At 45.1% G+C, this 14,656-nt stretch carries 12 protein-coding genes and 1 riboswitch; of the genes, 4 read left to right on the plus strand and 8 right to left on the minus strand.

What is annotated here, in order from left to right:
- Positions 1 to 13: 13 nt before the first annotated feature.
- The 3 genes from QUB10_RS02665 to QUB10_RS02675 form a co-directional block, all read right to left on the minus strand.
- Entirely contained in the window at positions 14 to 397 is a 384-nt protein-coding gene (locus QUB10_RS02665; RefSeq protein ID WP_333199283.1) for a VanZ family protein, read from the minus strand.
- A gap of 122 nt (positions 398 to 519) precedes the next feature.
- Positions 520 to 1,878, minus strand: a complete 1,359-nt coding sequence (locus QUB10_RS02670; protein WP_333199286.1) for a DUF3370 domain-containing protein — start codon at positions 1,876 to 1,878, stop codon at positions 520 to 522.
- Between the two features lie 138 nt (positions 1,879 to 2,016).
- Positions 2,017 to 2,940 (minus strand): nucleoside hydrolase, encoded by a 924-nt coding sequence (locus QUB10_RS02675; protein WP_333199289.1) that lies wholly within the window; start codon positions 2,938 to 2,940, stop codon positions 2,017 to 2,019.
- A 79-nt stretch (positions 2,941 to 3,019) separates the two neighbouring features.
- Here QUB10_RS02675 and QUB10_RS02680 point away from each other — a divergent pair, with 79 nt between their 5' ends.
- Both QUB10_RS02680 and QUB10_RS02685 read left to right on the plus strand, forming a co-directional pair.
- Complete coding sequence (locus tag QUB10_RS02680) at positions 3,020 to 4,981, plus strand: S9 family peptidase (protein ID WP_333199292.1); 1,962 nt, start codon at positions 3,020 to 3,022, stop codon at positions 4,979 to 4,981.
- 214 nt (positions 4,982 to 5,195) lie between these two features.
- A complete protein-coding gene (locus tag QUB10_RS02685) occupies positions 5,196 to 5,414 on the plus strand; it encodes a hypothetical protein (RefSeq protein ID WP_006632461.1) in 219 nt (72 codons plus the stop codon).
- Positions 5,415 to 5,625: 211 nt separating this feature from the next.
- Here QUB10_RS02685 and QUB10_RS02690 read toward each other — a convergent pair whose 3' ends face one another.
- The 4 genes from QUB10_RS02690 to ntrB form a co-directional block, all read right to left on the minus strand.
- A complete protein-coding gene (locus QUB10_RS02690; RefSeq protein ID WP_333199303.1) occupies positions 5,626 to 6,411 on the minus strand; it encodes a universal stress protein in 786 nt (261 codons plus the stop codon).
- A 46-nt stretch (positions 6,412 to 6,457) separates the two neighbouring features.
- Positions 6,458 to 7,297, minus strand: a complete 840-nt coding sequence (locus QUB10_RS02695; RefSeq protein ID WP_333199305.1) for a nitrate ABC transporter ATP-binding protein — start codon at positions 7,295 to 7,297, stop codon at positions 6,458 to 6,460.
- A 153-nt stretch (positions 7,298 to 7,450) separates the two neighbouring features.
- A complete protein-coding gene (locus QUB10_RS02700; protein WP_333199307.1) occupies positions 7,451 to 8,881 on the minus strand; it encodes an ABC transporter substrate-binding protein in 1,431 nt (476 codons plus the stop codon).
- 222 nt (positions 8,882 to 9,103) lie between these two features.
- A complete protein-coding gene (gene ntrB / locus QUB10_RS02705; RefSeq protein ID WP_333199309.1) occupies positions 9,104 to 9,952 on the minus strand; it encodes a nitrate ABC transporter permease in 849 nt (282 codons plus the stop codon).
- 100 nt (positions 9,953 to 10,052) lie between these two features.
- A riboswitch (cyclic di-AMP (ydaO/yuaA leader) is annotated at positions 10,053 to 10,265 on the minus strand.
- A gap of 172 nt (positions 10,266 to 10,437) precedes the next feature.
- On the opposite strand from ntrB, the gene QUB10_RS02710 reads away from it, so the two are divergent.
- A complete protein-coding gene (locus tag QUB10_RS02710) occupies positions 10,438 to 11,631 on the plus strand; it encodes a sensor histidine kinase (RefSeq protein ID WP_333199312.1) in 1,194 nt (397 codons plus the stop codon).
- Between the two features lie 170 nt (positions 11,632 to 11,801).
- Here the strand turns inward: QUB10_RS02710 and QUB10_RS02715 are convergent, their stop codons facing one another.
- Positions 11,802 to 13,139, minus strand: a complete 1,338-nt coding sequence (locus QUB10_RS02715; protein ID WP_333199323.1) for an ArsB/NhaD family transporter — start codon at positions 13,137 to 13,139, stop codon at positions 11,802 to 11,804.
- A gap of 207 nt (positions 13,140 to 13,346) precedes the next feature.
- Between QUB10_RS02715 and QUB10_RS02720 the strand changes: the two genes are divergently transcribed.
- Positions 13,347 to 14,630, plus strand: a complete 1,284-nt coding sequence (locus QUB10_RS02720) for a HAMP domain-containing sensor histidine kinase (protein ID WP_333199324.1) — start codon at positions 13,347 to 13,349, stop codon at positions 14,628 to 14,630.
- The last annotated feature ends 26 nt before the right edge of the window (positions 14,631 to 14,656 follow it).

Consider the following 14,656-nt stretch of genomic DNA (forward strand, 5'->3'; position numbering starts at 1 on the left):
TCCTTCTATATCATCAATGCCCTTTTTTTCTATCCCAAACTTCTCCAATCCAATAAAAAACTGCAATCCCGCAAAAACTATATAAAAAATCTTCCATACTAGCAGTACGATTTGGTAAAAGCGCTTGCAGCATTTCTTCTGCAGCAGTGAACATAGTAAAAATTGCGGGCCCGAAAGGAATTGAATAATTCAACAAATTCATATTTTTTTTTCCAGTTGCTCTATGGCACAAAAAAGATGCTATTCCGTACAAAATAAAGTGGCCGAGTTTGTCATAAGGCGGATGAGCTAGAGGAAAGTTGACTAATTTCCCCGTACCTGCTAAAAGCATAATACTGAGAAGAATTAAAACGTACACAAAACAAGCAACTATCCAGAATTTTTTTGATAAGTTCATCTTTTTTTTGCCGATACCGACTGGGAACCAATCAAGTCCGCGCCACGCACAAATAAAAACAAATCTGGTTAATTACGCATTGTATTTCTAGGCGTCTGCCTAGCAGTACCTGCCGCTCAAATTTAATTGGTTTTCACTGTCAAAACTTGCGGCGGCGACGCATCGGGCGGATAAATAAAATCCACTTCTACAAGCCGCTTTTCTCCCGATTTCATCTCTAATTTTACCAAAGGTTCCCCCTGCTGTCCTCGCCGCAGCACTAAATGCACGTAGCGAGTTTGAGGCACTTTATTGTCATCACTATATCGCACTCTGACCGTCCCCCTAAAAAAAGTTTGAGGTGCCGGAGGTTCTAAAAAACTCAGTCCTCCTGAAGTTAATTTATCTGTCTTAATTGGAGTTTGAATCGCGACAGTTACAGTTTGATTGTTGCTGGTAGAATTGTACAGCGGCAAGCTGAGATTGTATTGAATTCCGTAATTGCCGTGGGCGCGGTATGCTGTATCTGGGTAGCGGACTAGCATTCTCGCACTTTGCACTTGATTTGCGCCCAGCATTCCGCGCGGGAGGCTGCTTAATGGGTAGGAAAATGCTGTTCCGGGTTGGGGAATTGCTAGGTTTGATGTGGCGGGGTTGTCGGAGAGAAGTGCTCGCCATTCTGAACCTAATGCTACACCGGCAACTCGGCCGTAAATTATTTGACCTTCGGTGATTTCGGGCGGTGTGGGAGTTCGATCGCGCGGCCCGGCTATATTACCATTGTCTAATAAGTTTTGCCATTCTGCTAAGTTGGGCGATCGCTCGTTTCCCTGTCCGTTTCCCTGTGCGTCTACTCGGGCAAACATCGCCAGACTGGCAACATAGACTATACCATCGCTCCGCAACCGCATCAAGGTCGATCGACCGTTTAGCGGCGGTTTCAATTCTCGCACCGGTATCGGATGATTCATCAACAGTTGGCTTTTTCCCGGTGGAATAATTAACTGCCCAGGAAAATCAGACTGTCTCCTTCCTCTGAGAATATCATTCACAGCGCGACTTCCGGGCCCCGCGTAAATATTACTGTTTGAATTATCGACTTGCGGCGGCAATTCAATAAAAGGTGCATCGGGTTGACTGAGATAACTCGCAGCTTGCAATATATCTAATGTTACAGGTTTATTGCCCGGATTGTAAACAATTACTCCTTGATACAATGTTCGCAAATCTTCCGGGGAAGGTGCGCGGGCTATGTGGTGGGCAAATATGTCGAAACGTCCTTGAAACGGAAAGTTTAAATGTGCTGCCGGAAATCTTTTACCATCCGGGGGAAATGTCGAAAGCAAAATTCCTTCTTGCAGCACTAATTCTGGACTGTTGCTGTTAAATACTGGTATGTTGTCTAACTGTCCGGGGAGTGGTCGCACTTCTTGGATTTGGACGATTTCTTGAGGTGCGGGAGGGGTTTGGGCTAAGGGGATGATTGATAGAATTGGTAGCATTTTTGAGAGGAGTTTTTTTTTACCGCAGAGGGCGCAGAGGGCGCAGAGGAAGAGAGGGAAGAGAAGAATCCGTAAATATTCGCGTTAGGGCGGGTTTTGTACGGAGATTTTGCTCACTTCTAGCAGATAGTGGGATTTTTACCTCGCCCACTGTTGTAATATGTAATTGTAAAACTTGGCGGTGTCTACTTTATCCATTGCTTTAATTTTTCGCCCTCCCGTTTTAACTTTAGTGCGTCCTTGGCTGATGCCTTCGGTAATAATTTCTGTTTCCCATTCTCGCATTTGGTAAAATTCGGGATGCGCTAAATAAGCAGTTGCCAAAATGTCCCAAAAATAGTAATCTTGAGATATTGCGAGAGCATAGCACTGTCCTGCTAAGTCGGAAATTGGATATTTGCGCTGTTTTGCTAAGAGATTGGAAAATTCTACAGTCAGCGGTACATTATTGGTGATATCTAAAGGACACATGACAACGGGAATTTGGGTTTGCCAAATTCTCTCGATTGCTATCGGGTCCCAGTAAGCATTCCATTCCGCCGACATATCTTGTCCCGGTTCCATATCTTTGCTAACATTGCCGATAACATTGAGGGCGCCTCCCATCCAAACAATTTCTTGAATTTTGCTTTCAATTTCTGGCGCGATATCTAAAGCTTGCGCTACTGTTGTTAACGGCCCCGTTACCATTAATGTGACTGGTACGGCTGCATCCCGCAAAACTCGCACCATAAAGTTTTGTCCTGGTTCTGATATTAACGGCGTGTCAATGGTTCCTTTTTCATTTAGAATGGGAAGTCGATCGACTGCAAAGGAATCTCGCCTAAATAACACCGGAAATGGATTCAGTCCCCGCACCGTACTCGCCGCCACCGGAACCTCTGAACGCCCCATCAAATCAAGGATTTTGCGCGTTGCACTCACCGCCGGTTGAATGTAGCAGTCCGCAGGAGTTACAATTACTCCCAGAGTTTCGACTTCCTCCATTGTCATCAGCAACACGACTGAGAGATAGTCGTCAACTGCACCGTCGTGATCCATTAGTACGAGTTTTTTAGACATTTTGCTTCCCCGATGACTGAATTACTGTAAACTACAAATATTAATTTTTTTGTTCTATAAACACAACTGCCTCAACTATATGACCACAGTATCACCTTACGGCTCTTGGAAATCACCTATTTCTTCCGATTTAATTGTTTCTGGAACTGTCGGGCTCGGACAAATTGCTATTGACGGCGATGATATTTATTGGGTTGAGGGAAGACCTTCGGAAGCGGGAAGAAGCGTCCTCGTGCGGCGCACTCCTGATGGTAAAATCAGCGACGTGACACCGCCTCCTTTTAATGTTCGCACTCGCGTTAACGAATACGGCGGCGCTGCTTTTGCAGTTGCTGGCGGTGTTGTCTATTTCTCTCATTTTGCCGACCAACGTATTTATTCTCAAGCATTAGATTCTCCACCAGAACCTCTGACACCTACTGCTAATTCTCGCTATGCAGATGCGATAATTGACAAGCAGAAAAATCGCCTGATTTGCGTGCGCGAAGACTATGCAGGCGAGGGCGAACCTGTCAATACTATTGTTAGCATTAATTTAGATAACGGCGAAGATGTTCAAATCTTAACTCAGGGAAATGATTTTTATGCTTCCCCTCGTTTAAGTCCAGACGGTTCTCTACTTTCCTGGATTTGTTGGAACCATCCAAATATGCCGTGGGATGGCACAGAATTGTGGGTAGCAGAAATTAATGCTGACGGTTCTTTAGGTGAAAAATACTTAGTTGCTGGCGGGGTTGAGGAGTCGATTTTTCAACCGGAATGGTCGCCCGATGGAGTTTTGTATTTTGTTTCTGACAAGTCTAACTGGTGGAATTTCTACCGCTGGCAATCTAGAACCCCCCTCACTCCCCCCTTGGTAAGGGGGGAAGCAGAGATAGAAACCAGCTTGTGCGAAATGGCGGCTGAATTCGGACTTCCTCAGTGGGTTTTTGGAATGTCTACTTATGCCGTTGTCTCGGAAAGCAAAATTATTTGCACCTACACTCAGCAAGGCAAGTGGTATTTAGCGAGTCTTGATTTAACGACTAAGCAGTTGACAACAATTGACACGCCTTACACTGATATTTCCTCCGTCAAATCGCGGGGAGAAACTGTGGTTTTTATGGCAGGTTCGCCGACTGAATCTACTGCTATTGTACAATTAAATCTAGCAACAAATCAACTAGAAATATTGCGTAAATCGAGCAATTTAAGCATCGATTTTGGCTATCTTTCAGTACCGGAACCGATCGAATTTCCCACGGAAAACAATTTGACTGCTTTTGGTTTCTTCTATCCCCCGAAAAATCAAGATTTCGCAGCACCTGCGGGGGAAAAACCGCCGTTAGTTGTGAAAAGTCACGGCGGCCCAACTGCTGCTACTTCTAGCAGCATGAATTTGAAAATTCAATATTGGACGAGTCGCGGTTTTGCCGTGCTCGATGTTAATTACGGCGGCAGCACTGGTTACGGCCGAGAATACAGAAAAAGACTGCAAGATAGTTGGGGAATTGTCGATGTTGACGACTGCGCTAACGGTGCTAAATATTTAGCTCAAAAAGGTTTAGTTGATGGCGAAAGAATGGCGATCGCCGGAGGCAGTGCAGGGGGGTACACTACTCTGTGTGCTCTTACTTTCCGCGATGTGTTTAAGGCCGGTGCGAGCTATTATGGAGTTAGCGATGTGGAAGCTTTGACAACCGAGACTCACAAATTTGAAGCGCACTATCTGGATGGATTAATCGGGCCTTATCCTGAAAGAAAAGATTTGTATGTAGCTCGTTCGCCGATTCATTCCGCCGAACGTTTATCTTGTCCCGTTATCTTTTTTCAAGGATTAGAAGATAAAGTGGTTCCGCCCAATCAAGCAGAAATGATGGTAGAGATATTGAAAGCTAAAGGTTTGCCGGTTGCTTATGTTGCTTATGAAGGGGAACAGCACGGTTTTCGCCGCGCTGAAAATATCAAAAGAACTCTTGACGGCGAATTCTATTTCTATTCGCGGGTGTTTAAGTTTGAGTTAGCTGAACCTGTGGAGGAAGTGATGATTTTCAATCTTTAGAAAACATTAAGTTTGCAGTTGCTCGGTCTTCGCTAAAAAGCAACTGCAAGCTTTATCATAATTCGTACATATGGAATGTGATTTAATTCACAAATTGGGCTGTTTATTGTCACACCTTTAAAGGGAATACAGCTATAAATTTTTAGAGTGCGATCGCCTTTGGTTGCCGCAGAAACGCCTGATCGCGCGATCGTCGAGTAGAGAGTCAATTACTATGCAAACTCCTGTCCACCTGATTCCATCTGCTTTGGGCGAGCTGTTTGCCGAAGTGAATCAAAATGGCTACATTACTCTAGCCGATAGGTACGGTTTGATGGCTGCTATTTTCGACGAAAATTTGACTGAGGAAGACAAACGCTCGATCGATCGCCTGCTACGCTCTGTGTGCCGTGGAAGGATAAAATTAGTTAACGAACTGTCTATGATCAGATAAGTGCCGATAATTTTCCTTGACGATAATTTTTAGAATCTCCACAATCAAAAAAAGTCCTAATTGTCTCATAATTAGGACTTCGACCGAGGAAACTATTTTTAATTTTTGAGCGATATAGAACATACGCAAAAAAAGGTTGGGCGCGCGAATTATAGTCGTAGGATGTCCTGCACCTTACATAATTAGATTCTGGCCCAACGAGGGAACAAGTTTAACGTGCAGGTATAGTTGTCGCCAACTGTAACTTGCTCAAACTTTCTTCAGGCTGAAAATCCATCTGATAGCTGAGTGCCGAAGGAATCCCGAGTACGCAGCAGGGAAAATTATTGCCTAGTTCCCTAACCAGCCGATGGTTGCCAGAACCACAGCCCAAGAACAGTAAATTTGCTGATTCTAATTCAACCACATTTCTCAGTTCTGTAGCAACCCGCCCGATGCGTAAATGAGCTTTGAATAAACCGCGCCACTCCTCAGCCAAACAGCGCGCTTGCCACAGCAACTTATCTGCTATCTCATACTCATTCTTTTGACCAAAAATTTCTCGAAAATAATGCGGGTCGATCCAAGTTTTTGGCTGGGATACCGATTCGATTTCTGTTGGTAAAGCGATCGCAGGCGCGGCACAACTAAGGGCGAATGTTTCCTCTAAATCAGACACTTTCTGCTGTGCAGCCAAGGCATTTGCTACAGCCAATTTGCAAGTATCTTCGCGGTAACTTTTTGGCGCTTCGTCGATCACGTAGACGACTTGAACCGTGACTTCTTTAGTTGTTACTAAACGAGTTTGATGCGCCATCCAAAGGGTAATATCCAGGGCTATTTGACTTTGGGGAGAACTGTTGTAACCGACAATAAAATTGATTGTTTTGGCCTGTTTTGGGGATTTTGATTTCTTAGAAACTGGTAATGTTGGCTCCGGCAGCAACACCATTTCTTCTGCTAAATTTTGGTATCCCAATGCACTTTCAAAACGCGCTAACATTGTTTTGAGATTCACAGCATTGACCTCTCTTAAGTGAATTGTTTGGTCTGTCCGTCGGGCGTTACTCGTCTTGAGTAAAGTAGCGATCGAGAAAATTCAAAGCATAGTTGCGGAGTTCGTAATAATCCTTCGATTCCCGCAACTCCTGGCGATCGCGCGGGTGCGAAAACGGCACTGACAAAATTTCACCTATCGTCGCAGCCGGGCCGTTTGTCATCAGCACAATGCGATCGGACATATAGATAGCTTCATCCACATCGTGAGTAATCATCATTGCAGCTTGTCTGTGATTTTCCCAGATATCCAGCACCTGTTTCTGCAACTTGCCGCGAGTCAGAGCATCCAGCGCTCCAAACGGTTCGTCCATTAATAACATTTTCGGTCGAATCGCCAAAGCTCGCGCAATCCCAACCCGCTGTTTCATGCCCCCTGAAATTTCGTCGGGATATTTATCGGCTGCCGATGTTAAGTTTACCATTGCTAGGTGTTCGTTGACAAGACTAATCTTCTCAGAACGGCTAAGACTTTGCAAAACTTCATCAACGGCCAGCCGAATATTTTCCCGCACCGTCAGCCAAGGCAGCAATCCGTAGTGCTGGAATACCATCATGCGATCGGCTCCCGGTTTGCGAATTTCTTTTCCTTCCAGTGTCACCATTCCCGCGCTCTGTTTTTCCAAACCTGCCACTATTTTTAGCAGCGTTGATTTGCCACACCCGGAGTGACCGATTACCGAAATATATTCGTTTTCTCCAATACTTAAATTGATATTTTCCAAGACGCTAAATTCTGTACCGTCACCATTTTTGTAAGACTTGAACAAATTGTCTATTTCTAGAAATGGACGATCGCTCTTGACGGAACTTTTGGTACTGGTAGAAGTAGAAGTGTGTTGACTCATGGTATTCTCCTAAAAAGTAGTAAAGTGTTTATTGACTTTTCTTGCTATTGCCTAAATCCTAAAATTGGGCAGTCGGTTGAAACCGACTGTCTTCTATTAGCCAGGGAATTCATTCCCTGGCGGGACATTAGGAAAAGCGCAACATCTCAAACATTAAGACTGATAAAAAGACTGAGGGCGGTTGGCTCGAATTTCAAAACTATTCAAATAACCCACGGGATCGCTAGGATCAAATGCCTTTTTATCAATGAAATGTTCCGCAGGTTCCACTTGGTAATCCTCCTGGGGACAATCGATCGCCATTTCGGCAACAATCTTGCGGTAAAGGTCGGTTCTCCAAGCTTTTTTAGCTAATTCCTCAGCATTTTTCGGCACTTCTTTAATCTGTCCCCAGCGAGCCGCTTGAGTCATCAACCAAATACTTTGAGACTGCCACATAAATGTTGAATGATTTCCGGGTATTTGAGGCAAATTCTTAGGAATGTCATAGAAAATAGTTGCATCTTCCGATTGTATGGTGCGCTCTTTTTCGTCAAACCCTCCATAGTTGTAGTCGCCAACTATTGCCGGTCGCGTAAATTTGTCGATCGCCCCTTTTTTCGGTCTCGCCCCCGTAAACGATCGCTCAGTCAGCAGCGCCGATATTTCACTGCGATTTTCCGGCTTGCTGCAATACTGACAAGCTTCCACCATTGCCTTAACCAGCGAGTAATAAGTCTTCGGATTTTCCTCAATGAATGATTGCATTACTCCCAAAAGGCGATCGGGATGTCCCAGCCAAACTTCCTTGCCTTGCACGAAGGTAAAACCCACTCCCAAATTGCCTTGAATTGCCCGCGTATTCCAAGGTTCGGCCACCATGTAAGCCTGCATCGCGCCAATCCTGATATTAGTTACCATCTGCGGCGGCGGCACAATAATTACCCGAAATTCTTTGAACGGATCGACACCGGCAGCCGCCGATATGTAGCGGACAAAGTATTCGTAAATCGCCGAACTCAGAACCACTGCCCAAACCCTGTTTTCCGGTGGCTGACTGTCAAAAAAGGCTCGAAATTGTTTGCCAAATTCTTCCAAATTGCCGTTGTATTCGTGCCACGGGCGCAAACCGAAATCCCACATAGCTTTGTTCATCGTCATGGCGTTGCCGTGGCGGTGAATTGTCATTGCCGCGCACAGGGGTGCGTGCCGCGCTCCTTCGGCGCCAATTCGGGCGTTTGTGACGGCGCCGGATACGACAGGGGAGGCGTCGAGGCGGCCGAAGATTACGCCGTCGCGGGAGGTTGCCCAGCTTGCTTCGCGGTTGAGTTTGACGTTTAAACCGTATTTGCGGAAAAAGCCTTTTTTCCAGGCGATCGCAAATGGTGCACAATCGTTAACGGGCACGTATCCTACGGTTAAATTTGGTTTTTCTAAGGTTCGGAAATCGACAACCGGCTTTACGGCTTCGGCTTCTTCTGTGAGTCCTTTTGCCGATCGATCCGCGCTAATTGCACAACCAGATAAAGCCATTCCCGCCGCCGCCGAGCCCATTCCTTGCAAAAACTCTCGGCGGTTCCATTCATTGGAAAATTTGTCACTCATATTTAATTTTAAATCCCTAATCGTTAACTATTTTCTGTCTTTTTCCGTAGTCCAAGGCTTACGCATTGAGTCCAAAGAAACCGGGTTTTTTACCGAATCTACGGGTGAGTGCCAAGTATTGTTGTAAAAAACCCGGTTTCTGACTACCCGCGAGTAATTCCTCAAGTCAAAAGTCCCGAATTTTTAGCTAATGACTAATGACTAATGACTAATGACTAATGACTAATGATTAATGATCGGTCGATGCGTTACCAATTCCTGAACTTTGTCAACAGCAGCGTCGAGCAACAATCCAGTTAAGCCAATTACAAACACCGCTAAAAACACCGAACTCAGGTTCAAACGGCTCCACTCATCCCACACAAAAAAGCCAATTCCCACACCACCTGTCAGCATTTCCACCGCCACAATCACCAGCCAAGCAATCCCCAAACTAATCCGCAAACCTGTAAAAATGTATGGCAAACTCGCGGGCCAAATTATCTTGGTAATCCGCCTCCAGCGCGGCATTTCCAACACTCGCGCCACATCCAGATAATCCTGGGAAACGCTAGAAACTCCCAAAGCTGTGTTGATAATTGTCGGCCACAAAGAGGTAATGAATATGACAAAAATTGCCGACGGCTCTGCTAAATTAAAAATCGATAAAGCTATCGGTAGCCACGCTAGCGGCGACACCGGTTTGAAGATTTGAATCAGCGGATTGAGCGCCATCATTGCCGGTTTCGACATCCCGATCAGAAATCCCACGGGAATCGCCACTGCTGCACCCAGCAAAAATCCCACCAACACCCGCCGCAAACTCGCTAGCAGCAGCCAGCCAATGCCTAAATCTCCAGGCCCGCGCTGGTAAAATGGATGCAATATGTAATCTAAATTAGCGATTAAGGCTTGATAGGGAGTGGGAATCAAATCGCTGTTGAAGCTGGCAACAATCCACCACAAGCCAAGAATTCCCAAAAAACCCGCAGCAGGTAACAAAACAGCATCTCGGATGACAACGGGTTTTACACGCTTCCACGTTGCAACTCCTGCAAGTACGATCGCAGATAAATTAAGCTGTATGAACATTTCAATCTCCTTCAGAGTCAGGGCAGGTACAAGAATCTTGAACAATACCAACCGGAGACACTGACGAAGCCAAACAATCTTTTTCAGAACATTTGGCTTTTCAGTCTCTTCTCAATGCCTGCGAAGTTAGCTGACGGGCTAGGACTGAGAGATGTCCTTCTCCTTAGATTTCAAAATCAAAAATTACACTCAAATTTGGCAATTTTTAACTTTGCTTTTTAATTCTCTAGAGATTCGCCCCGAAAATTGGTTCCTCCGCTCCAGCCACACGCTTGGTTCGATCGCGCAGTGCTGAATTAGGCTTGACTTTTTAAGCCAATTTAACATAAGCTAGCACGAGCTTATAATTCTGTCAATACGTCTTTAGGAGTAGCTATTTGCGATCGGCAAAGCTCAAAAGTTGAGAGAAAATTCAAAAAGTTAACTATTAAAATAAGCTAGAGATATAAAATACGATCGCTGACTTGATTTATATATTAACGGCCATGATAGATTTTAGCCAAGCGCTACAAGATAAAATTGATATAATTACCGAAAACTGGATCGAAGCTGTTCGGGGCGACGAGGAAATCGACACCGCCAAGCAACTCCCCTACGATTCCGTGCGCGACAGCCTTCCCATCGTACTGAACGCGATCGTAACTATGCTGTCCGAATCACAAGACAGCGACCTTCGGACAGTCATACAAGAAAGTTTAGACCACGGGACTGTCAGGGCCGGGCAAGGCTACGATGCCACAGAAATTTCGCGGGAATACCGCTTGCTGCGGAGGGTAATTTTCGATGCTTTAGAGCCAGAATTGCTAAAAGGCTCAGCCGCTGAAGTGAACCGAGCTTATCGCTTAATTGACACTGCCCTCGACGAAGCAATTGCTGACTGTTTCCAAACCTATACCCAGGCAAGACTCCAAGAACTACAGGATTTACAAAACCAATTGCAACTTACAAATCAAGAGCTGACTCGCTTACTTCGCGCCAGTCAAGAGAATATATCTCACTTAGCTCACGAATTGAAAACCCCCCTCACCTCTATTATTGGCTACTCACAATTGTTTTTGCGCCAAATAAACAATCCTAGAGTTCAAGATTCGGCTCCCAATTTGGCACATATTGATAAAGTCCTCAACAACGGCAGACTATTACTTAGATTAATTAACGATACTCTCGAAATCTCGCGGTACGACACGGGACGCATAAAATTGCAGCTAAGTGCCACAAATCTGCGATCGGCGATCGGCACTGTTGTCGAAATAATCGAGCCTTTGGCCAAAGCAAAAAATTTAGAGATCGCCCTTGAATGCGATCCGGTTCTCGATCAAGTTATGACAGATTACTTGCGCTTGCAGCAAATTATCACCAACTTGGTGAGCAACGCCATTCGCTACACCCAAGCTGGTACTATTACCATAAAAACCGAATTATTGCCAGACCAACATTGGAGTATCTGCATCACCGATACAGGAATTGGCATTGCTTCAGAAGACTGCGATCGGATTTTTCAGCCATTTGTTCGGGCCAACAACTCCCTGGGTTCTGTGATGCCTGACAGTACCGGCTTAGGCCTAGCAATTGTCGCTCGATTAGTCAACCTTTTGCAAGGTAAAATCGAATTAGTTTCTGAAGTAGGAGTTGGCTCCTCCTTCACTGTAATTTTCCCCTTAGAATTGGATGGGGTTTAAATTACTGTTAACTGTGGACTGTGGACTGTGGACTGTTGACTGTTGACTGTTGACTGTTGACTGTTGACTGTTGACTGTTAACTGTGGACTGTTGACTGTTGACTGTTGACTGTTGACTAATGACTAATAACTAATAACTAATGACTAATAACTAATGACTAATTACTTCTTCAAATCAGAAACCGAATAGTTACATAAACAGCCGCAGTTATTAATTGCACCGCCATCACAGGAAGCCCGTAACGCAGAAAAGTTTGAAAAGAAATCCGGCGCCCGTGGAGTTCAGAAATTCCCGCCGCCACTATATTAGAAGAAGCTCCTACCAAAGTGCCATTTCCGCCTAAAGTTGCTCCGTACATCATCGCATAAAACAGTGGCAGCACAGCAGGTGGAAACTGCCCTGCAAAATCCGGAGCCAGCACCTCTGCCGGTGCAAGCCCGATATTGACAACATACTGTTTTAGCAGTGGCACCATCGCCACTACCAAGGGAATATTTGGCACCACGCTCGACATCAAACCTACAAAAAATAACAACACTAAAGAACCCAGAAAAATATTCTTACCTAAAATCACTGCTAATATTCCAGATATATTGCCGATAACTCCGGTTTTTTCTAAACCGCCAATCAGCACAAAGATAGACATAAAAAATAGCAGGGTGCTCCAATCTAAATCCCGCAAAATATTATTAACAGAATCAATTTGGGAATGGTGAGCTAAAAGCATTGCCAAAGCAGCCCCCAACAAAGCAACGGCTGCCGGTGAAATAGGCACGGGCAGAGACTCTCCTATTACAAAAAATGTCAGCACGAAAGCTATAATTACACCGCCCACTGCTAAAACTCGTGGGTGATTGATTTTTGGGTGCGGCAAATGTTCCAAATCGTCTAATTTTTTGTTCCAAATTTCGCGGAACAGCCAAGGCAACATAACTACTATCACTCCTACTGCAATTGCCCCGCCCAAACTTAACTTTACCAGGTAATCTGCAAAGCTCATGTTAATAGCATCACCGACAATGAATGTCGCCGGATCGCCCACGATTGTCAGCAGTCCCGAACTGTTAGCTACAAATACCATTAAAATCAGTAACGGCACAAAATCTACACCGACTTCTTCTGCCATTGGCGGAATTAATGGTGCTAGCAGCATGACTGTCGTGGCATTGGGCAAAACTGCACAAATTGGGGTAGTAATTGCGACAATACCCAGCAAGAGATTTTTGCCTTTGCCTTTCGCCAAAAGCACCATTTGAGTTGCCAAGTATTCAAATACTTTGGTAGGCTCAAAGGCTCTCACCATTACCATGACTCCGAAGAATAAGCCCAGCGTGGCGTGACTCCGACCGATATATTCGATCGCGTTGTTTAACGTCATCACGTGGGTAAAAACCAGAATCACCGCTCCCAGAAATGCCGCAACTGTGAGGTGTATCCATTCTGTAATTATTAAGAAAATTACACATATAAATGTTGTTGCAGCGATCGCAGCTTGCACGTTTTCCATTTAGTCCCCTGAAAAAAATAAAACTTAAAAATTTAAAACTCTCGGTTCGAGTGACTATACTACTTTCTGGCTCTTCTGTCAATAAGTTTAAGTGCTGATTTTTGCAGCAACAACCTGGGTTCTACTCATCAAGAGAGATCAGGCCCAGGCAAAAAATTACCTCAAAACTACTTCTTTTGGCAGGGTGGCGATCGCCAGAAGTTTGATATGGCGATCGGGCGATCGCTCAACTACAATGAAGCATGGGCAACCTCTGCCAAACTCAACCCCCACGCAGACATAATGGACTACAGCCAAGTGCTCGCCGACAAAACCGATATTATCGTCAAAAACTGGATTGAAGCAGTTCGTCAGGATCGGAAAATTGAAAGCGCTGACGCCTTACCGCACTCAGCAATCGAAAATCACATACCTCACCTGCTGGCGGCGATGGCCACAGTGCTTTCCCAATATCAAAACAGCGAAATAAAACTAATAATTGAAGCCAGTTTAGATCACGGATTTCTCAGAGCAGAACAAGGCTACGATGCCGCAGAAGTAGCCCGGGAATACCACTTATTACGTCAAGTAATATTCTCGCAGTTAGAATCCGAATTGCTAGCAGGAACCACCGCCGACGTATTCAGAGCTTTTCGGCTGATAGATGCCGTAGTAGACGAAGCAATTGCCCAGTGTTTCAACAGCTACGTCGCTCAGAGGATGCGGGAACTTCACCAAATCCAAACTCAGTTAACACTCACCAATCAAGAGCTCAATCGCCTCGTCAGCGTCAATCAAGAAAACGTCTACCATTTAGCTCACGAACTCAAAACTCCTCTCAACTCCATTATTGGTTATTCCGAACTGTTTTTGCGCCAAGAAAAATGGCAATCTGAAATCAAAGATACCCTCCCCGGCATCGAACACATCGAGCGAGTATTGCGTAACGGCAGACAGTTGCTTCGCATGATTAATGACACACTAGAACTTTCTCGCGCCGATGCCGGAAAAATTAAACTTAACCTGCAGCGAACTAATGTACAATCTGTAATTAACACCGTAGTAGAAATGATGCAGCCAATTGCTGATGCTAAAGGACTAAAGCTCGCTGTTACCAGCGACTGCGGCCCAACACAAGTAATCTCCGACTCTGGGCGGCTGCAACAAATTCTGACCAACCTGCTGAGCAATGCCATTCGCTATACAGAATCTGGTAGCATCGAATTAAGTTGCCACCCTGTTGGAGAAGGAAATTGGGCGATCGCAATTACAGATACCGGCATTGGCATCGCCCCCGAAGATACAAAGCGCATCTTTGACCCCTTCTTTCAAGCAGGAAAAGCAGGCAAACAGCTCTTTCCTACCGAAAGCACTGGCCTGGGATTAGCAATAGTATCGCGGCTCGTCACGCTGCTGCAAGGCAAAATCGAGTTAGTATCAGAAATAGGAGTCGGCTCAACTTTTACCGTGATTCTGCCGCAAGAAGTTAAAATACTCCAAGAAGTAAGCTAAACATTAAGTTCAAATTTTTACATCCG

It is taken from the genome of Microcoleus sp. B5-D4, from assembly GCF_036705145.1.
Classification (GTDB): domain Bacteria; phylum Cyanobacteriota; class Cyanobacteriia; order Cyanobacteriales; family Microcoleaceae; genus Microcoleus.

Excerpts from the sequence above, each read along its gene's own strand:
- QUB10_RS02665 (WP_333199283.1), bottom strand. The coding sequence starts at position 397 with ATGAACTTATCAAAAAAATTCTGGATAGTTGCTTGTTTTGTGTACGTT.
- QUB10_RS02700 (WP_333199307.1), bottom strand. The coding sequence starts at position 8,881 with ATGAGTGACAAATTTTCCAATGAATGGAACCGCCGAGAGTTTTTGCAA.
- QUB10_RS02685 (WP_006632461.1), top strand. The coding sequence starts at position 5,196 with ATGCAAACTCCTGTCCACCTGATTCCATCTGCTTTGGGCGAGCTGTTT.
- QUB10_RS02720 (WP_333199324.1), top strand. The coding sequence starts at position 13,347 with ATGGCGATCGGGCGATCGCTCAACTACAATGAAGCATGGGCAACCTCT.
- QUB10_RS02675 (WP_333199289.1), bottom strand. The coding sequence starts at position 2,940 with ATGTCTAAAAAACTCGTACTAATGGATCACGACGGTGCAGTTGACGAC.
- QUB10_RS02695 (WP_333199305.1), bottom strand. The coding sequence starts at position 7,297 with ATGAGTCAACACACTTCTACTTCTACCAGTACCAAAAGTTCCGTCAAG.
- QUB10_RS02670 (WP_333199286.1), bottom strand. The coding sequence starts at position 1,878 with ATGCTACCAATTCTATCAATCATCCCCTTAGCCCAAACCCCTCCCGCA.
- QUB10_RS02680 (WP_333199292.1), top strand. The coding sequence starts at position 3,020 with ATGACCACAGTATCACCTTACGGCTCTTGGAAATCACCTATTTCTTCC.
- QUB10_RS02710 (WP_333199312.1), top strand. The coding sequence starts at position 10,438 with ATGATAGATTTTAGCCAAGCGCTACAAGATAAAATTGATATAATTACC.
- QUB10_RS02715 (WP_333199323.1), bottom strand. The coding sequence starts at position 13,139 with ATGGAAAACGTGCAAGCTGCGATCGCTGCAACAACATTTATATGTGTA.
- ntrB (WP_333199309.1), bottom strand. The coding sequence starts at position 9,952 with ATGTTCATACAGCTTAATTTATCTGCGATCGTACTTGCAGGAGTTGCA.